The following is a 17,471-nucleotide window of genomic DNA, read 5'->3' as shown; positions in this document are numbered from 1 at the left end:
GGCTCCGCGTTGATATCGTGGCAACGCCGACCCTAGCACATCCCGGCGCCTACCGCCTCCGCTTCGCCGCCGATTTCGCGGGCCTGGCGGCTCGCGCCTTCGTCTTGGATGCTGCCTGCACGCGCAGGCCGTCGACGAACACGTCGAGGAGACGTAGCGCAGTGGACTGCCAGCCGGGCTGGTCGTGGATGTAGCACATGCCGAAGAACGCGCGCAGGAAGTCCTCGGGACTGATGTCGGCGCGCATCTCGCCGGCCGCTACCGCGCGCTCGAGCAGCGAGCCGGTCGCCCTCGTCAGCCGATCGAAGGAGAAGGCGTGCAGTTCGGACCCGCTCTGCACCGCGAGCGCCAAGGCTGCCACCATGCCCTTCTTGGTGGCGACGAATTCGACGCCTGAGCGCAGCCAGCGCCTCAATGCATCGACTGGGTCCTTCGCACTTTTCAATTGTTCGGCGAGCTCGCTGAGCTGCTCGACCTCACGCCGGTACACCGCCTCGAACAAATCCTCGCGGGTCGGAAAATGCCGATACAGCGTGCCGATGCCGACCCCGGCGCGTTTGGCCACGGCCTCCAGGCTCGCCTCCGGGCCGCCCGCGCTGAACACCGCCTTGGCCGCTTCAAGCACACGCTCGCGATTGCGCACGGCATCGGCGCGCGGCTTGCGGGTCTGGTCGGTGTGGTCGTCCATGGCAGGCAATGTAGATCACGAATTGGTTAGATTGAACCCCAAGCGCGGCGTATCGCGTTGTCGGTGCGTGGGATTTTGACGGATTCCAGATATTTTTCGCCGACCCTTGTTAAGCGGAGGGTGCCTCCGTATCTTCGCGAGTGCCGGCCCGGATCATGTCCGGACCGGTGCGATATCGACGGCGGCCACGGCGGTGGCGCGCCGAGCGATGAGCCATGTCCATTTCTGATCGGAGCCTTGTATGAACCACTCCATCAGCCTCACCGTGAACGGTGCACGGCGCGACTTCGTCCTCGACGATCCCCGCGTCACGCTGCTCGATCTCCTGCGTGAGCGCCTCCATCTCACCGGAACCAAGAAGGGATGCGACCGCGGCCAGTGCGGCGCCTGCACCATTCTCGTCGACGGCAAACGCATCAATTCCTGCCTCGCACTCGCCATCAGCCATGACGGCGCCGAGATTCTGACCATCGAAGGTATCGCACGCGGCGACCAGCTTCACCCCGTCCAGGCCGCTTTCATCGCCCATGACGGCTTCCAGTGCGGCTTCTGCACGCCCGGCCAGATCATGAGCGCGATCGGCATGATGCAGGAAGCCCAGGCCGGCAATGATCCTGAACGCATTCGTGAGTGCATGAGCGGCAATCTCTGCCGCTGCGGAGCCTATGCCGGCATCGTCGATGCCGTGCTCGAAGCGCAGGCGGGTGCCGATCAATCCCACCAGAGGCGCTCCGCATGAAACAATTCGACTACATCAGGCCTGCGACGGTCGCCGAAGCCGTTGCCGCCGCCGCCCAGCCGGGCACTGCGTATCTTGCCGCCGGCACCAATCTGCTGGATCTGATGAAGGGCAATGTCAGCCGGCCGGATCGGCTGGTCGACGTCACGCATCTCGACGGGCTCGATCGGATCGAGCGCCTCGGTGATGGGTCGTTGCGGATCGGCTCGCTCGTGAGCAATGCCGGTCTCGCGCATGATGCGGAGTTTGCCAAGGCCTATCCCGCCGTTGCGGAAGCGCTGCTCTCCGGCGCATCGGCGCAGCTGCGCAACGCCGCGACCGTGGGCGGCAATCTGTTGCAGCGGACGCGCTGCGCCTATTTCTACGACACCGCCAGCCATTGCAACAAGCGCGAGCCCGGCAGCGGGTGCGACGCCCGCGATGGCGTGAACCGGTCACATGCCGTGCTCGGCTGGACCGCGAGCTGCATCGCCACGCACCCCTCGGACTTCTGCGTGCCGCTGGTGGCGCTCGACGCCATCGTGGAGATCGAAGGCAAAAACGGCCGCCGCGAGATCGCGCTCGACGAGTTGCATCGGCTACCCGGCGATACACCCGAGCACGAATCCGTACTAGAGCCCGGCGATCTCATCGTCGCCGTGCGTCTGCCGCCTGCCGCGCGCGGCTTTGCCGCGCATGCACGCTATCTCAAGGTTCGCGAGCGGACATCCTACGCATTCGCCATCGTCTCCGCCGCGGCGGCGCTGCGGATCGAGAACGGCAGAATCGTGGAGGCGCGGCTTGCGCTTGGCGGCGTTGCCGCAAAGCCCTGGCGAGCCCGGCCTGCGGAGGAGGTCCTGAAGGGAGTCGCGCCAACGGCGGATGCCTTCCAGGAAGCTGCATGGCGTGCGCTCACCGACGCAAAACCGTCGGGCGACAACGCCTACAAGATCGAACTCGCGCGACGCATCGTGGTGCGCGCGCTGACCCTTGCCGCAGCCGGCACGCCCGCGCGGATCCCCGCGCTGCCGGCCTCTCCCTTTGCTTCGACGTCTGGAGCCATTCATGCCTGAGCTCAATCTCACCAGCGCTCCCGCTCATCTCCGTCATGGCTCGAACATCGGCCAGCCGCTGACCCGCCGCGACGGCGTGCTCAAGGTGAAGGGGCAGGCGACCTATGCCGCCGACAATCATCCGCCCGGGATGCTGTTTGCGGTGATGGCGGTATCCAGCATCGCGCATGGCCGCGTGACCTCGCTCGACGTCGCTGCCGCAAAGCGCCATCCCGGTGTCATCGATGTCATGACGCCGGACCACAAGCCGCAACTCGCGATCGATCCGGAGATCAAGACCAACCCGTTCGTGTTCCGGATGGAGGTGTTGCAGAGCAACGAGGTTCGCTACGCCAACCAGCCCATCGCCGTCGTGATTGCCGAGACGCTCGAGGCCGCGACCGAAGGCGCGGTGCTGCTGGCGCCGCGCTACGAGACGTTGCCCGCTCTCGTCGGCCTCGATGCCGGCGATCGTTACGTGCCGCCCGTCGTCGGTGTCGGTAACCCAGCGGAACATCATCGCGGGGACGTCGAGGCGGGCCTTGCCTCGGCCGACAAGAGAATCGACGCGACCTACGACACGCCTCCGCAATATCACAATGCGATGGAGCCGCATGCGATCGTGGCTAGCTGGGAAGGCGATAGTCTTCAGATCGACATGCCGACCCAGGGTCTGATGCTGTCGCTGGCGCGCGTCGCCGAATTGTTCGGCATCCCGCACGACAAGATCTACATCCGCAGCCCTTTCCTCGGCGGCGGCTTTGGCTCCAAAGGACTCATGGCAGGTCCGCCGGTGCTCGGCATCATGGCCGCAAAGCTGGTCGGCAGGCCGGTGAAGCTGGTGCTGCGTCGGGAGCAGATGTATGGCCCGGTGGGCCATCGGGCGCCGACGCGTCAGCGCTTGCGCATCGGCGCCGATGCCGAGGGGCGCCTGACCGCGCTCGATCACCACGCGCGTACCGTGTCGAGCACGTTCGACGATTTCTATGAACCGGCCGCCGATGCTTCGCACACGCTTTATGCATCGCCTGCGATCCGCACCTCGCATGAGGCGGTGCGCGTCAACACCGGTACGCCATTGTTCATGCGTGCGCCGGGCGAGGCGACAGGATCGATTGCATTGGAAAGCGCCATCGACGAGATGGCCTGGGCCTGCGGCATGGATCCGCTCGCCTTCCGCCTGAAGAACTATGCCGAGGTCGAGCCGATCACTGGCAAGCCGTTTTCGTCGAAAGCGTTGCGGGCCTGTTACGATCAGGGTGCGGCGCGTTTTGGCTGGGGGAAGCGGCCGCTCCAGCCGCGGCAGATGCGGGACGATGCCGGCCATCTGGTCGGCTGGGGCATGGGCACGGCGACGTTTCCTGCGCTGATGTTCCAGGCCGAAGCGCGCGCGGCAATCCGTCGTGACGGCACCGGCGCGATGGAGATCGGCGCCCACGACATGGGGCAGGGCGCCTGGACGGCGCTGGCCCAGATCGCAGCCGATGCCGTCGGCCTGGATATTGACCGCGTCACGTTCAAGGCGGGTACATCCGACCTGCCCGATGCCGGCATCGCCGGTGGCTCGGCGCATACGGCGACTGCAGGTGCTGCGATCCACAGCGCCGGCGCCGCTGTGGTCGCAAAACTCGCCGACCTTGCCACTAATGACGAGCGCTCGCCCCTGTTCGGCGCCGGCAATGCCGGCGTGATCGCGCGCGATGGCCGGTTGATCCGCCGCGACGACGAGAGCCGCAGCGAGAGCTACGCCGAGATCCTGGCGCGCGCCGATGTCGCCGAGGTCGAGGCGCGCGGCACCGGCGCGGCGAACCCTGCAGCGATGGAAGAGTACGCGATGCATGCCCATGGCGCGGTGTTCGCCGAGGTGAAGGTCGATCCCGAACTCGCCCAGGTCCGCGTCACCCGCATGGTCGGGGCCTTCGCGGCGGGGCGCATCGTCAATCCGCATCTGGTGAAGAGCCAGCTGTTCGGCGGCATGATCTGGGGCATGTCATTTGCGCTGCACGAGGAGGCCATCACCGACCGCCGCAGCGGCAGGATCATGAACGCCAATCTCGGCGAGTACCATATCCCCGTGAATGCCGACGTGCCCCCGCTCGACGTGATCACGGTCGAGGAGCACGATCCGCATGTGAATGCGCTCGGCATCAAGGGCGTTGGCGAGATCGGCATCACGGGCAGTGCGGGCGCGGTTGCCAACGCGGTCTGGCATGCGACCGGTGTGCGCGTGCGCCGCTTCCCGATCCGAATCGAGGAGCTGCTGACGCAGCTCTGATCCCCCGCAAAGCGCGATGACGATTCATCAGAATCGCGTCGCGCTTTAGCGTATCGCGCCGGGCGGATTGTCGATGTCCTGGGACGGTCTGACTGGAAACAGCCGCGCGGTCGAGGAGATCGTGGTGTTGCGCTTGCATTTCGGCTCGTCGTCGGCGTTGTCGTTCTTGCCTTCGCGTCGTCTGGCAAAGACATCGTCGAGCCTGTTGACGACGAGCATGGCGTGGTCGCGCTCCAGCGTGTCCGGGTTCTTGCGCTGCTCGCTCGAGCGGAAAGTGCTACCCTTGAGATCGCCGCTGATCTCGTAGTCGCAGCCGCCCTTCCAGTCGGCCTGTGACCACTTCCAGCCCTGGGCCTCGACCGCGCCGTCCTTGTCGACGGTGACCTTGATGATGGCGTTGTAGGCGAGCCAGGTGCCGGCAAGACCGATGCGCTTGTCGTCGAAACCTTCGAGCAGCGCGATGCGTTCGCGTTGCAGGCCGTTGAGACGTTCTCGCCCGAACACGGTGTAATGCATCGCCGAGGTGCGCTTCTCCCACGCCGGATGCAGGAATTCCGGATATTGCAAAGTCTGGGCGCTCACCCAGTGGCGCTGGTCCTCCGTGAGTGCGCGGCGCGTTGCCTCGTCGAGACGCGGCAGCAGCGCTCGCCATGCTCGGTTCAGCCGCTGGTCGTTCGCGGCCAGGTCCGGGTCGGCGCAGATTTCCTCGTCCGTCGCCGTGTCCGGCCTCGTGCAGTCGAAGGTCGGCATCACGAAGCTTGTGTCGGTCTTGTCGGCCCCATCCTGCTTTCCGCTCGCGAAATAGCTGCCGGTCACCTGGCCGAGCCGATCGCAGTCCGGATCGTTGGAGGAGAACCACTGCTCTTCGTTTGCCAGCAGCACGATGCGGAGCGTATCGCCCTGCCGTCGCAATTTGATCGGGACTGAAACGGCGGGCTTCGCTTCGGGCTCGGACGGTTGCGCCGGCATCGTGATGCCGACGTGCCAGCCATCGTCGCCGGGCTTCACCATCGCGGTGAGCTTGCAATGCCAATGCCTGTCGCTGCCGTAGTTGGAGTTCAACTCCGCCTCGAGGCGATAGGCGCCTGCCTCGGTCCCGGTCAGCGAAACGCCGCCCAGCGCGTTGGCCCATGCGCCGCTCAGGCCACCGCGTCCGAAGCCGCGGGCGAGGTCGTCGAGCGTGGCCGCGCGCCGGCGGAGCGCGTTGGCCAGGTTCTCGCGCAGCTCGGCCTCGTCGGCCTCCTCTACCGTATAGGCGGCCTCCTGGATCATGTCGTTGAACCAGGCCTGATCGCGCTTGAACAGCGGTCGGATGTTGACCGGGGCCTTGGTAAGAGCTGCCGCAAACGATCTATCGACCGCGGCGACGAGTTTGTCGTAGCCGGCTTCCCGGCAGAATTTGCTTGGGCCCTCGGTCTTGCTGCCGTCGGAGCTTGCCGCGCAGAACGTCATCGTCATTGATGCGTTGCTGCTGGCGCGCAGGAAATCGTCCATGGCTTGGGCGGAAGCGGGAGCGAACAGCGCGGCTGCAAGTAGCGCGAGGCGGAACGACGTGGGCATGAGCGGCTCTTCGATCAAAGCAGATAGTGCCTGCTGCTTGGTCGTCGCGCATCTCTTCCCGGTTCAGGCGAACGCACAACGTCGCTCACGCCGTGGACCTGCGTCAGTTCATCAACCGCCGCAGCGCCTTGAGCTGCTCTTTCTGATCCTCGAGGTATTTCTCGATCGCCTTGCGCAGCTCTTGCGTGTGGAGCTTGTCGGCATCGCGCTGGAGCTGATCGAGCGCTGCTTCTGCGTTGGGGAGCGTGATCTTCATCTGCGAACCTCCGACGAAGCGGCCCCGGAGTGCCTAGGAGTCCGGGGCCATAACCTCAACACCTTTGCGCGAGGCTGCTCGGCTACGACTCGTACTATAAGGCGGTCGGGCCTGCAGAAATTGAGCTGGCTCAACCACTGCCGATGCCGGTGCTCCGTACGATTCCGGAGGAGACGGTCGCGCTTCAGAATGTCGGCGGGGTACAGGCCGAGATCACTTCGCAGGGCTTGCCGCCGACGCAGCGGAATCGGTGTGGCCGTCGGCTTTCGAAGTAATAGGCGTCCCCGGGATTGAGGATGCGCCGCTCGTCTTCGACGGTGACTTCGAGCTTCCCCGAGATCACGATGCCGCCTTCCTCGCCTTCATGAACGAGATGCACGCGTCCGGTGTCGCTGCCGGGTTCGTAGCGCTCTTTCAGAATTTGCAGACTGCGGCCGAACAGATTGTCGCCGACTTGCCGATAGGAAATCGGCTTCTTGCCGACCTCGGTGAGTTCTTCGGCGCGGTAGAAGATCTTGCGGCGGGACTCCGGCTCCAGCGCGAAGAACTCGGCGAGCCCCATCGGAATGCCGTCGAGGATGCGTTTGAGCGCGCCGACGGAGGGGTTCATCTGGTTCGATTCAATCAGCGAGATGGTCGAATTTGTGACGCCGGCGCGCTTCGCCAGCTCGCGCTGCGACAATTTCTGGCGCGCCCGGATGAATCGCAGCCGTCCACCGATATCGACGCTCATGGGGCCAGGTCCTGTGTTGCAGGTGTTGCGGATCGCGCAAATATGGACCGGCAGCCTCAGTAAAATCAATGGCTTGTAGCTCATCAGAAAAGGACTTGTTGCGCTATCGAAGCCGTGGCTCTGCTAGGCGGTCAGCAAAGGAGCGCGGCCGTGACCCTTCATCAGATTCCGAACACTATCAAGACCGACTCGTTCTGGATGCCGTTCACGGCCAACCGGCAGTTCAAGAAGGCGCCGCGCCTGTTTTCCTCGGCCGAGGGCATGCACTACACCACGGTCGACGGCCGCAAGGTGATCGACGGCTCCGCTGGCCTCTGGTGCGTCAATGCCGGCCACGGCCGCAAGCAGATTGCCGCCGCCGTCGAACGGCAGTTGATGACGCTGGACTTCGCGCCGTCGTTCCAGATGGGCCATCCGCTGGCTTTCGATTTCGCCGAGCGCCTCGCCGAGATCGCACCGAAGGGCCTCGATCGCGTCTTCTTCACCAACTCCGGCTCTGAATCGGTCGACACCGCGCTGAAGATCGCGCTAGCCTATCACCGCGCCACCGGCCAGGCGAGCCGCACCCGCTTGATCGGCCGTGAGCGCGGCTATCATGGCGTCGGTTTCGGCGGGACCTCGGTCGGCGGCATGGTCGCCAACCGTCGCGCCTTCACCACGTTGCTGCCGGGCGTCGACCACATCCGCCACACCCATGATCTCTCCCGCAACGCATTCGCCAAGGATCAGCCCGAGCACGGCGCCGAGCTTGCTGACGATCTCGAGCGCCTGGTCGGCTTGCATGGCGCCGAGACGATCGCCGCCGTGATCGTCGAGCCGGTGCCGGGCTCGACAGCCGTGCTGCCGCCGCCCAAGGGCTATCTGCAGCGCCTGCGCGAGATCTGCGACAAGCACGGCATCCTCCTGATTTTTGACGAGGTCATCACCGGCTTCGGCCGCCTCGGCACGCCGTTCGCCGCCAATTTCTTCGGCGTCACGCCGGACCTGATGACGACGGCGAAGGGCATCACCAACGGCACCATTCCGTGCGGTGCAGTGTTCGCCAGCCGCAAGGTTCACGACGGCATGATGGTCGGTCCCGAGAACATGATGGAACTGTTCCACGGCTACACCTATTCGGCGCATCCGACCGCCTGCGCGGCCGGCATCGCGACGCTCGACATCTACAAGGACGAAGGCCTGCTGACGCGCGGTGCCACGATGGCCGAATACTGGCGCGATGCGCTGCATTCGCTCAAGGGGCTGCCCAACGTCGTCGACATCAGAAATTGCGGCCTGATGGGCGCGGTCGAGCTGGCGCCGCGTGACGGCGTCGTTGGTGCGCGGGGCTATGACGTCATGGTCGACTGCTTCAACACCGGCCTTTACCTGCGCATGAGCGGCGACAGCTTCGCGATGTCGCCTCCGCTCATCGTCGAGAAGAGCCACATCGACCAGATGGTCTCGATCCTCGGCGATGCCATCAAGAAGGTGGCCTGATAATTTGCTCTCGCCGCTGGTGAGTTTTATCTTGCAGCGGTGAGCGTGATGCCGCGGGAGTTTGACCAAGCGTGAAAGTTCTGATCCTCGGCAGCGGTGTCATCGGCGTCACCTCTGCCTACTACCTCGCCCGTGCCGGCCACGAGGTGACGGTCGTCGACCGTCAGCCCGAGCCGGCGCTGGAGACCTCCTTTGCCAATGCCGGCGAAGTGTCGCCCGGCTATTCCTCGCCATGGGCCGGCCCCGGCGTGCCGGTGAAGGCGGTCAAATGGCTCCTGATGAAGCACGGCCCGCTGGTGATCCGGCCGAAGCTCGATCCCGTGATGTGGGTCTGGCTGCTCAAGATGCTGCGCAACTGCACCAGCGCGCGCTATGCGGTGAACAAGAGCCGGATGATCCCGATCGCGGAATACAGCCGCGATTCCTTGCGCGATCTGCGCCGCGACATCGGCATTCAATATGACGAGCGCTCGCAAGGAACGCTGCAGCTGTTCCGCTATCAGGCCCAGCTCGACGGGACTGACGAAGACATCGCGGTGCTCAAGCAATATGGCGTGCCTTACGAGACGCTGAGCCGCGAAGGCTGCATCGCGGTCGAACCGGCGCTCGCGGGCGTAAAGGACAAATTCGTCGGTGGCCTTCGCCTGCCGCAGGACGAGACCGGCGACTGTCACATGTTCACGCAGGCGCTGGCCAAGCATGCCCAGGCGCTCGGCGTGCGCTTCCTGTTCAACACCGGCATCGACCGCGTCATCACGGAAGGTGGACGCGTCAGCGGCGTCGCGACCAGTGCCGGCCTGCTGCAGGCCGACAACTATGTCCTCGCACTCGGCAGCTGGTCGTCGCGCCTCGCCGCGCCGCTCGGCATCTCGCTGCCGGTCTATCCGGTGAAAGGTTATTCGATCACGGTGCCGATCAAGGACGCTTCCGGCGCGCCGGAATCGACCGTGATGGACGAGAGCTACAAGGTCGCGATCACCCGCCTCGGCAATCGCATCCGCGTCGGCGGCACCGCCGAGATCTCCGGCTATTCGGATAAGCTCTACGATGCGCGCCGCGCCACGCTCGATCATTCGTTGACCGATCTGTTCCCGCGTGGCGGCGATCTTTCCAAGGCCACGTTCTGGAGCGGCCTGCGCCCGATGACGCCGGATGGTCCCCCCGTGATCGGCCCGACGCAATACGCCAACCTCCACCTCAACACCGGGCATGGCACGCTCGGCTGGACCATGTCCTGCGGTTCGGCGCGCGTGCTCGCCGACATGCTGTCGGGCAGGAAACCGGACATCGATGTGAGTGCGCTGTCGGTGGCGCGGTATCAGCACCGGTTTGGGTAAGACTCTATCTCCTCGTCATTGCGAGGAGCTCTCGCGACGAAGCAATCCAGACCGTTTCCGTGGTGAGAGTCTGGATTGCTTCGCTTCGCTAGCAATGTCGAAAGGCGAGAATTCAGCCAGCCCCCGTCACGCAATTCACCCACAGCACGACGGCCTTTGCATCCCGCGCCGGATTGGAAAACCGGTGCGGCCTGCGGCTCGCGAACCGAAAGCTGTCGCCGGTCTTCAGCGACCATGTCTCCCTGTCCACCGTCAGCATCATCTCGCCCTCCAGCACGAGACCGGCTTCCTCGCCGTCATGGGTGTAGAGCTCGTCGCCCGTTGAGCCGCCCGGCTCGAGATGCACCAGGAACAGGTTCAGCTTGTTGTCGGCACTGGCCGGGCTCAGCAATTGCTTGGAGACGCCGGTGCGCCACAGCTTGAGCTCCGGTCGCTGCAGTCCGCGCGTGACCACCTGATCGGATGCGCCGTCAGCGCTCGGGCTTGGACCGAACAGCGCGGCAATGCCGACGCCGAGCACGTCCGCGAGCGTCGCCAGCACGCGCAGCGAGGGCGACGATAGGCCGCGCTCGATCTGGCTGAGGAAGCCGATCGACAGATCGGTGCGCGCCGCGACCGTTTCCAGCGAGAATTGCCTGACGCGCCGAAGATCGCGGATGCGGCGGCCCACCGTGACGTCCATTGCAGGCTCCGCCGGCTTCGCGGTAGCCTTCTTGGCCCGCTTCGCCGGCCTTGCCGCGGCCGGTTTGCGCATTCTCTTGCCACCGCTCACGTCAAACCGCTTCCTTCATGTGCATGAAAATCACTTGCATCGTCCGGGAAACTGTGGCCAAATTTTCATATTGGTGAAAATAGGCCGAAACGGCTCGGCCCGCAACGTCTGCGATCACGACGTGCGAGAGCCACCATCGGTCGGACCCAAAGGGGGATGCGATGAAGCGTTTTGGTCTCGCCGCGATCGCGGCGCTTGCAATGGCCGCAGTGATGCCGGCTTCCGCGCAGCAGGTGCTCAAGGTCGGCTCCACGCCGACGGGCATTCCCTTCACCTTCCTCGACACCAAGACCAACACCATCCAGGGCATCATGGTCGATCTCGTCACCGAGATCGGCAAGGATGCCGGCTTCAACGTGCAGATCGAGCCGATGCAGTTCTCGGCGCTGATCCCGTCGTTGACCTCGAGCAAGATCGACATCATCGCGGCCGCAATGTTCATCACCGCGCCGCGCAAGGAAGTCGTCGACTTCTCCGACCCGATCTACACCTATGGCGAAGGCCTTGTCGTGCCCAAGAGCGACACCAAGGCCTATGCCACGCAGGACGATCTCAAGGGCGAAACGGTCGGCGCCCAGGTCGGCACCGCCTTCGTCGATGCGCTGAAGAAGACCGGCCTGTTCGCTGACGTGAAGGCCTACGACACCATTCCGGACATCCTGCGCGACGTGAACACCGGCCGCCTCAAGGCCGGCTACGCCGACTATCCGATCCTGGCCTACAATCTGAAGCAGGGTGGCTTCCCCGAAGTGCGTCTCGTCGACGGCTACAAGCCTGTCACCGTCGGCTCGGTCGGCATCGGAGTCCGCAAGGGCGAGACGGCGTTGCTCGCCAAGATCAACGCCTCGCTGGCAAAGCTGAAGGCCAACGGCACCATCGACAAGATCCTCGGCAAGTGGGGTCTCAAGGCCCAGGGTTGATCAAGGCTGATAGCGGTCCATCGAAGGCTTCCTGATGAAAGGCTTCTGGCACGACGCCGTCGAGTTCTTTCCGATCCTGATGAACGGCGTCGCGCTGACGATCATCGTTACCATCGGCTCGCTGCTGCTCTCGACCGTACTTGGCCTGATCTGGGGGATGATGCGGGTATCGGGTATCAAGGCGCTGTCGCTGCTCAGCGCCAGCCTGATCAACGTGATCCGTGGTATCCCGATCATCGTGCTGTTGTTCTACCTGTACTTCGTGATGCCCGATCTCGGCGTCACGCTGTCAGCCTTGCAGGCCGCGATCCTCGGGCTCGGCATCGCCTACTCGGCCTATCAGGCGGAAAACTTCCGCGCCGGCATCGAGGCGATCGACAAGGGCCAGATCGAGGCAGCGCAGTCGATCGGCATGGGCTGGTGGCTCACGATGCGCCGCGTGATCCTGCCGCAGGCCGTCCGCATCGTGCTGCCGCCCTACGGCAACGTCATGATCATGATGCTGAAGGATTCGTCGCAAGCCTCGACCATCACCGTCGCCGAGCTCGCGCTGCAAGGCAAGCTGATCGCCTCCTCGACCTTCAAGAACACCAACGTGTTCACGCTGGTGGCGCTGATGTATCTCACCATGAGCATCCCGCTGATTTTGCTCGTTCGCCATTTCGAGAAGCGGGCGGGCAAGAAATGATCGAGCTCATCGACGTCCACAAGAGCTTTGGCCAGAACGAGGTGCTGAAGGGCATCACGGCCTCCGTGCAGAAGGGCGAGGTGGTCTGCATCATCGGGCCCTCGGGCTCGGGCAAGTCGACCATCCTGCGCTGCATCAACGGCCTGGAAAGCTACGATCGGGGCGAGATCAGCGTCGAAGGCCTCAAGGTCGACCGCGATGCCGCCTCGATCGTGAACATCCGCACCCGGGTGTCGATGGTGTTCCAGCGCTTCAATCTGTTCCCGCATCGGACGGTGCTGGAGAATGTCGTCGAAGGGCCGCTCTTCGTGAAGAAGGAGCCGCGTGCACAAGTGCTCGAGCGAGGCCGTGCGCTGCTCGCGCAGGTTGGGCTCGCCGAGAAGGCCGATGCGCACCCGCCGCAACTCTCCGGCGGCCAGCAGCAGCGCGTCGCGATCGCGCGTGCACTTGCCATGCAGCCCAAGGCGATCCTGTTCGATGAGCCGACCTCGGCGCTCGACCCTGAACTGGTCGGCGAGGTGCTCGGCGTGATGCGCAAGCTCGCCGATGACGGCATGACCATGGTCGTCGTCACCCACGAGATGGGCTTTGCCCGCGATGTCGCCGACCGTGTGCTGTTCATCGATGGCGGCATCATCGTCGAGCAGGGGCCGGCGAAAACACTACTCAACCATCCCCAGCATCCGCGCACGCAGGACTTCTTGCGCCGCGTGCTGCATCCGCTCTGACCGGTTCTCGCCATGACGCGCCTGCCGCTGCCGCCCTCGCTCTATGCCGATACTGCCGTCGCGCCCGCCGCGACGCCGCCGCTCGATGTGGATAAGACAGTTTCCGTCGCGATCGTCGGCGGCGGCTACACTGGCCTGTCCGCGGCGTTGCATCTGGCGGAGCAGGGCGTGGAGGCGTTGGTACTGGAGGCACAGGAGCCAGGCTGGGGCGCGTCGGGCAACAATGGCGGTCACACCAATCCCGGCCTGAAGCACGATCCCGATCAGATCGAGGCTGATTTCGGTTCTGAGCTCGGCCGCCGGATGATCGAATTTTCTTACGGCACGACGAACTTCACCCACGACCTGATCCGCCGCTACCAGATCCCGTGCGAGGCAAGGCAGAACGGCACGCTGCGCGCAGCCTATAACGAGGCCAGCGCCGCCGCGATCGAAAAGACGGCGCAGCAATGCATCCGTCGCGGCATGCCGGTGACATATCTGAACCGCGAGCAATTGCGCGAGATGACGGGCACCGATCGCTACATCGGTGCGATGCTGGATACGCGCGGCGGTGATCTGCATCCGCTCAGCTACGCGCGGGGCCTCGCCCGCGCGGCGATGTCGGCGGGTGCGAAGGTGTATGGCGAGACGCCTGCGCTGTCGCTGCGCCGTGAGGGCTCGCGCTGGCGCATCGAGACGCCACGGGCGATCGTGCACGCCGACAAGGTCCTGCTTGCCACCAACGGCTTCACCGACGATCTCTGGCCCGCGCTCCGCCGCACCATCGTGCCGGTGTTTTCCTCGATCGCTGCCACCGCGCCGGTGTCGGACGACGTCGCGCGGTCGATCATGCCGACGCGGCCCGTGCTCTACGAGAGCGGCCACATCACCGTCTATTACCGCATCGATCAGCAGAACCGTCTTCTCATGGGCGGCCGCGGCCCGATGCGCTGGATCAGCTCGCCCGATGATGTCGCCTATCTCATCCGTTATGCCGAGCGCCTATGGCCGCAGCTCAAGGGTGTGCGGTGGACCCATGGCTGGAACAGCCGGCTCGCGATCACCAAGGACCATTATCCGCACGTGCACGAGCCCGCGGAAGACATCCTGATCTCGCTCGGCTGCAACGGTCGGGGTGTTGCGCTTGCAACGGCGATGGGCGCGCAGCTCGCGCGCCGGCTGATCGGCGGCGCCAAGGCCGAGATCGACATGCCGATCACCGGCATCAAGCCGATCCCGATGCACGCGTTCTGGCCGGTCGGTGTGACCACGGCGGTGATCGCAGGACGCGTGCGCGACCGGCTCGGCATTTGAAGAAGGCGCCGCTCCACCGGAGGAGCGACGCCTCGCATGATTGGCAGCTTGGATATCAGCAGCGGCCCTGCTTCCACAGGCCCGGCGGACACCCGTGACCGTGCCAGCCGACCTTTCGGCCGTGATACCAGCCGGGCGGCGTGCCGTGGTGATGGTGGCCCATTCCGTGGCCGTGACCGTGTCCGCCTCCATGGCCGCCTCCGTGTCCGCCCTTGGCGAGCGCAGGGCTGGTCAGCGTGAGGCCGGCAGCAACGAGCAGCGAAGCGGCGAGCGCAAGTTTTTTCATCATGTCCTCCAGGTGAGCCCGTTCGGGGCGAGCGCATTTGTCCGCTCAAGGAACGAGATGCGAGCAGGTAAGTTCCTCGCAAATGTGGGGAAGTCGTGGCTCTCGCGCAGATGCGCAACAGGGTGATCCCTCAACGCGCACTGGTGGCCGTGTCGCATCGATCTGCGGATCGTTGTCGGCGCATGCGTATCCCTCGGATGCTCAGCCTTCCGCCACCGCGTCGGCCCAGGGCTGGAAGATTTCGACCGCGCCGGAATTGACCTCGCCCTCGCGCATCACGACGCTCGGGCAGGCGAATTTCTGCGGCAAGGCCTGCACGCGGCTCTCCTCGTAGTCGAAGCGCGCGGCCAGGGCTTTGCGTGTTTCCTCCGGCAGCCTGATGTCGCCGATGACGATCGCGCCTTCGCTGGCGTCGATGCGCGGCTGGTGAATGGCGGCGTCGAGATCCATGCCGAAATCCATCGTAAAGGAGACGAGCTGCATCACTGACGGCAGGATACGTCGCCCGCCAGAAGCGCCGACCGCAAGGCGCTTGGCGTCCTTCGTCTCCGCGATGACGGGCGTATAGTTGCAGAGGCAGTGCTTGCCGGGTGCGAGCGAGTTGGTGGTGCCCGGCGTTGGATCGAACCACATGATGCCGTTGTTCATGGCGATGCCGCTGTGCGGGGTCACATATTTGGAGCCGAACGAGGAGAGCAGCGTCTGCGTCACCGCGGCGATGTTGCCGTGGCGGTCGACCACCGAGAAATGCGTGGTGCAGGCCGGCGCGAGATATTCGGCGCCGAGCGAGCGCTTGCCGTCGGCATCGCCCATGTCCTTGAGCCGCTCGCGGAAAGCCGCCTGCAAGGCGAGCGCATATTCGACGTAAGTGTCCGCATCCGGTGCGCCCGCCGGTTTCAGACTCTGCTGCAACAGGCGCAACGCATGCGCCATGGTCGGGCCGGCCGTGAGCTCCGGCGTCGCATAGACCTTGCCGCCGCGATAGGGAATCGCCAGCGGCTCGCGCAGATGCGCGCGGAATGCGGCAAGGTCCTCGACCGAGAGCGAGCCGCCGTCACCCCTGATGTCGGATGCGATACTGTCGGCGAGATCGCCCTGATAGAAGTCGCGCGGACCGGCTTCGGCGAGGTGCGACAGCGTCCCCTTGAGTGCATCCTGCGGCAATCGCACCTCAGATTTGATCCCCCATGGCGGGCTCGGCGGCAGGCCGTCCTTCAAGAAGGCGGCTGCGCTTGCCGGATAACGCCGCAGATCGGCCGCCGACGCCGTGATCGTCAGTGCGGTCCACCAATCGACCAGCAGGCCTTCGCCGGCGAGCGCGGCAGCCGGCGCGACCAGATCCTTCCATGGCATCTTGGCGTAGCGGCGATGCGCCTCTTCCATGCCGGCGACGACACCGGGTACCGCGATTGCGCCGGGGCCGTGGATGTTGCGGTCGTCCTTCACCCGCGACCAGGGGAAGAGATCGGAGGCCGCGCCTTCGCCACTGAGCGGATAATCGGCGGCGCGCAGGCTCTGCGGCGCGGACATGCCGTAGTCGATCACCTCGTAGCGATTGTCCTTGGCGCGGTAGAGCACCATCGCACCGCCGCCGCCGATGCCGCTGTTCCAGGGCTCCAGCACGTTCAGCGCAAAGGTGGTTGCCACGATCGCATCGACGCAGTCACCACCCGATGCCAGCACCTGCGCTCCCACCTCGGCTGCCCGTCGCGATTGCGAAGCGACAATGCCGCCCTTGGATGTGACGGCGGGTTTGCGGACGGTCTGGTTGAGGCTGAACTGATGAGGCATGTCGTCTTGAACTCTGGTTTGGCTTCGTTGCGCGGACGTCGAAGCTCCGTAATTGGCGGAGCGCGGGAAGAATGGCACATTGGCGCCCACGAGAACATCGAAAGGGAGATGACGACATGGCTGGTGTGAAACAGGCGCGGGACGGCGCGGTCGGGATTTTGACGCTCGACGAGCCGGCCAGCCTGAACGCGATGACGCCGGACCTGCTCGGTGCGCTCGCAGCCGCAGTCGCCGAGATGACTGGAGATGAGGAGGTTCGCGCCCTCATCCTCACCGGGGCCGGGCGCGGATTTTGCTCGGGGCAGAATTTGAAGGCAGCCGGAGCGCTCGGTGAGGACCTCGCCGCCGGCGTGATGCGCTTCTACTGGCCGGCCTTCAGGGCGCTGCGTGAATGCCGTGTGCCCGTCGTCGTTGCGGTCAACGGCGTCGCGGCCGGCGGCGGTTTTAGCCTCGCGATGGCCGGCGATGTGATCGTTGCAGCGCGTTCGGCAAGTTTTATTCAAGTCTTCAGCCGGATTGCGCTGGTGCCCGACCTCGGCTCGACCTGGCTGTTGCCGCGGCTGATCGGCCGGCAGCGCGCGCTCGAGCTGATGCTGCTCAACGAGCCTCTGACGGCGGAGCGCGCCCGGGAGATCGGCCTCGTGCGGCAGGTCGTCGAGGATACGAGACTGATGGACGAGGCGCTGACACTCGCGCGCCGTCTGGCTGAGGGGCCGACGCGTGCTTTGGTCGCGACCCGCGCGCTTGTCGAGGAAAGCGAGCACGCCAGCTACGAGGCGCAGTTCCGTCGCGAGATCGAGCTTCAGGCCACCATCCGCCAAAGCGCCGACGCGATCGAGGGCCGGAAAGCCTTCGTCGAGAAGCGCAAGGCAAAGTTTACCGGCGGGTGAAG

At 65.1% G+C, this 17,471-nt stretch carries 17 protein-coding genes; 10 read left to right on the top strand and 7 right to left on the bottom strand.

The annotated features are described in order from the left end of the window. Positions 1–49 precede the first annotated feature (49 nt). Positions 50–688 (bottom strand): TetR/AcrR family transcriptional regulator, encoded by a 639-nt coding sequence (locus tag X265_RS29910; protein WP_128968093.1) that lies wholly within the window; start codon positions 686–688, stop codon positions 50–52. Positions 689–929: 241 nt separating this feature from the next. On the opposite strand from X265_RS29910, the gene X265_RS29905 reads away from it, so the two are divergent. Genes X265_RS29905 through X265_RS29895 form a run of 3 tightly spaced genes read left to right on the top strand, consistent with a single transcriptional unit; the run spans position 930 to position 4,733 of the window. Next, a complete protein-coding gene (locus X265_RS29905; protein WP_128968092.1) occupies positions 930–1,427 on the top strand; it encodes a (2Fe-2S)-binding protein in 498 nt (165 codons plus the stop codon). Then, on the top strand, positions 1,424–2,479 hold the full coding sequence (locus X265_RS29900; RefSeq protein ID WP_128968091.1) for an FAD binding domain-containing protein: 1,056 nt from the start codon (positions 1,424–1,426) through the stop codon (positions 2,477–2,479). The genes X265_RS29905 and X265_RS29900 overlap by 4 nt, the downstream gene beginning before the upstream one ends. Continuing rightward, the gene (locus X265_RS29895) at positions 2,472–4,733 is read left to right on the top strand and encodes a xanthine dehydrogenase family protein molybdopterin-binding subunit (protein WP_128968090.1); all 2,262 of its coding nucleotides are present in this window, start codon (positions 2,472–2,474) and stop codon (positions 4,731–4,733) included. Before X265_RS29900 ends, X265_RS29895 begins: the two co-directional genes overlap by 8 nt. 45 nt (positions 4,734–4,778) lie before the next feature. Here the strand turns inward: X265_RS29895 and X265_RS29890 are convergent, their stop codons facing one another. The 3 genes from X265_RS29890 to X265_RS29885 form a co-directional block, all read right to left on the bottom strand. After that, positions 4,779–6,293 carry a lysozyme inhibitor LprI family protein gene (locus X265_RS29890; RefSeq protein WP_128968089.1) on the bottom strand — a complete coding sequence of 505 codons (1,515 nt, stop codon included), beginning with the start codon at positions 6,291–6,293 and terminating at the stop codon, positions 4,779–4,781. A 103-nt stretch (positions 6,294–6,396) separates the two neighbouring features. Further along, entirely contained in the window at positions 6,397–6,549 is a 153-nt protein-coding gene (locus X265_RS40790) for a hypothetical protein (protein WP_164938857.1), read from the bottom strand. Positions 6,550–6,733: 184 nt separating this feature from the next. Continuing rightward, positions 6,734–7,282: a cupin domain-containing protein gene (locus tag X265_RS29885; protein WP_097665749.1), complete on the bottom strand. Its 549-nt coding sequence runs from the start codon at positions 7,280–7,282 to the stop codon at positions 6,734–6,736. A 150-nt stretch (positions 7,283–7,432) separates the two neighbouring features. Between X265_RS29885 and aptA the strand changes: the two genes are divergently transcribed. Both aptA and X265_RS29875 read left to right on the top strand, forming a co-directional pair. Further along, entirely contained in the window at positions 7,433–8,761 is a 1,329-nt protein-coding gene (gene aptA / locus X265_RS29880) for an omega-aminotransferase AptA (protein WP_092302202.1), read from the top strand. Between the two features lie 71 nt (positions 8,762–8,832). After that, positions 8,833–10,098 (top strand): D-amino acid dehydrogenase, encoded by a 1,266-nt coding sequence (locus X265_RS29875; RefSeq protein WP_128968087.1) that lies wholly within the window; start codon positions 8,833–8,835, stop codon positions 10,096–10,098. A gap of 112 nt (positions 10,099–10,210) precedes the next feature. On the opposite strand, the gene X265_RS29870 is transcribed toward X265_RS29875, so the two are convergent. Continuing rightward, entirely contained in the window at positions 10,211–10,852 is a 642-nt protein-coding gene (locus tag X265_RS29870) for a helix-turn-helix domain-containing protein (protein ID WP_164938856.1), read from the bottom strand. Between the two features lie 179 nt (positions 10,853–11,031). On the opposite strand from X265_RS29870, the gene X265_RS29865 reads away from it, so the two are divergent. Genes X265_RS29865 through X265_RS29850 form a run of 4 tightly spaced genes read left to right on the top strand, consistent with a single transcriptional unit; the run spans position 11,032 to position 14,502 of the window. Further along, entirely contained in the window at positions 11,032–11,790 is a 759-nt protein-coding gene (locus X265_RS29865) for an ABC transporter substrate-binding protein (RefSeq protein WP_128968085.1), read from the top strand. Between the two features lie 34 nt (positions 11,791–11,824). Beyond that, positions 11,825–12,478, top strand: a complete 654-nt coding sequence (locus X265_RS29860) for an amino acid ABC transporter permease (RefSeq protein ID WP_128968084.1) — start codon at positions 11,825–11,827, stop codon at positions 12,476–12,478. Next, a complete protein-coding gene (locus tag X265_RS29855; RefSeq protein ID WP_128968083.1) occupies positions 12,475–13,206 on the top strand; it encodes an amino acid ABC transporter ATP-binding protein in 732 nt (243 codons plus the stop codon). The genes X265_RS29860 and X265_RS29855 overlap by 4 nt, the downstream gene beginning before the upstream one ends. A gap of 12 nt (positions 13,207–13,218) precedes the next feature. Beyond that, a complete protein-coding gene (locus X265_RS29850; RefSeq protein ID WP_128968082.1) occupies positions 13,219–14,502 on the top strand; it encodes an NAD(P)/FAD-dependent oxidoreductase in 1,284 nt (427 codons plus the stop codon). Positions 14,503–14,557: 55 nt separating this feature from the next. Here the strand turns inward: X265_RS29850 and X265_RS40785 are convergent, their stop codons facing one another. Together X265_RS40785 and X265_RS29840 are read right to left on the bottom strand one after the other, a co-directional pair. Next, positions 14,558–14,791, bottom strand: coding sequence for a hypothetical protein (locus tag X265_RS40785; protein WP_164938343.1), 234 nt, complete (start codon positions 14,789–14,791; stop codon positions 14,558–14,560). Between the two features lie 198 nt (positions 14,792–14,989). Continuing rightward, a complete protein-coding gene (locus tag X265_RS29840; RefSeq protein WP_128968081.1) occupies positions 14,990–16,579 on the bottom strand; it encodes a gamma-glutamyltransferase family protein in 1,590 nt (529 codons plus the stop codon). A 116-nt stretch (positions 16,580–16,695) separates the two neighbouring features. On the opposite strand from X265_RS29840, the gene X265_RS29835 reads away from it, so the two are divergent. Further along, positions 16,696–17,469, top strand: coding sequence for an enoyl-CoA hydratase-related protein (locus tag X265_RS29835; protein ID WP_128968080.1), 774 nt, complete (start codon positions 16,696–16,698; stop codon positions 17,467–17,469). Positions 17,470–17,471: the final 2 nt, after the last annotated feature.

Source organism: Bradyrhizobium guangdongense (assembly GCF_004114975.1).
GTDB classification, from domain to species: domain Bacteria; phylum Pseudomonadota; class Alphaproteobacteria; order Rhizobiales; family Xanthobacteraceae; genus Bradyrhizobium; species Bradyrhizobium guangdongense.
The sequence above is the reverse complement of the archived record's forward strand: the minus strand, read 5'-3'. Positions and strand labels throughout refer to the sequence as shown.

Coding starts and splice junctions, on each gene's coding strand:
- X265_RS29860 (WP_128968084.1), top strand. CDS start 11,825: ATGAAAGGCTTCTGGCACGACGCCGTCGAGTTCTTTCCGATCCTGATG.
- X265_RS29900 (WP_128968091.1), top strand. CDS start 1,424: ATGAAACAATTCGACTACATCAGGCCTGCGACGGTCGCCGAAGCCGTT.
- X265_RS40785 (WP_164938343.1), bottom strand. CDS start 14,791: ATGATGAAAAAACTTGCGCTCGCCGCTTCGCTGCTCGTTGCTGCCGGC.
- X265_RS29885 (WP_097665749.1), bottom strand. CDS start 7,282: ATGAGCGTCGATATCGGTGGACGGCTGCGATTCATCCGGGCGCGCCAG.
- X265_RS29910 (WP_128968093.1), bottom strand. CDS start 688: ATGGACGACCACACCGACCAGACCCGCAAGCCGCGCGCCGATGCCGTG.
- X265_RS29855 (WP_128968083.1), top strand. CDS start 12,475: ATGATCGAGCTCATCGACGTCCACAAGAGCTTTGGCCAGAACGAGGTG.
- X265_RS29865 (WP_128968085.1), top strand. CDS start 11,032: ATGAAGCGTTTTGGTCTCGCCGCGATCGCGGCGCTTGCAATGGCCGCA.
- X265_RS29905 (WP_128968092.1), top strand. CDS start 930: ATGAACCACTCCATCAGCCTCACCGTGAACGGTGCACGGCGCGACTTC.
- X265_RS29835 (WP_128968080.1), top strand. CDS start 16,696: ATGGCTGGTGTGAAACAGGCGCGGGACGGCGCGGTCGGGATTTTGACG.
- X265_RS29890 (WP_128968089.1), bottom strand. CDS start 6,293: ATGCCCACGTCGTTCCGCCTCGCGCTACTTGCAGCCGCGCTGTTCGCT.
- X265_RS29850 (WP_128968082.1), top strand. CDS start 13,219: ATGACGCGCCTGCCGCTGCCGCCCTCGCTCTATGCCGATACTGCCGTC.
- X265_RS29840 (WP_128968081.1), bottom strand. CDS start 16,579: ATGCCTCATCAGTTCAGCCTCAACCAGACCGTCCGCAAACCCGCCGTC.
- X265_RS29895 (WP_128968090.1), top strand. CDS start 2,472: ATGCCTGAGCTCAATCTCACCAGCGCTCCCGCTCATCTCCGTCATGGC.
- X265_RS29870 (WP_164938856.1), bottom strand. CDS start 10,852: ATGCGCAAACCGGCCGCGGCAAGGCCGGCGAAGCGGGCCAAGAAGGCT.
- X265_RS40790 (WP_164938857.1), bottom strand. CDS start 6,549: ATGAAGATCACGCTCCCCAACGCAGAAGCAGCGCTCGATCAGCTCCAG.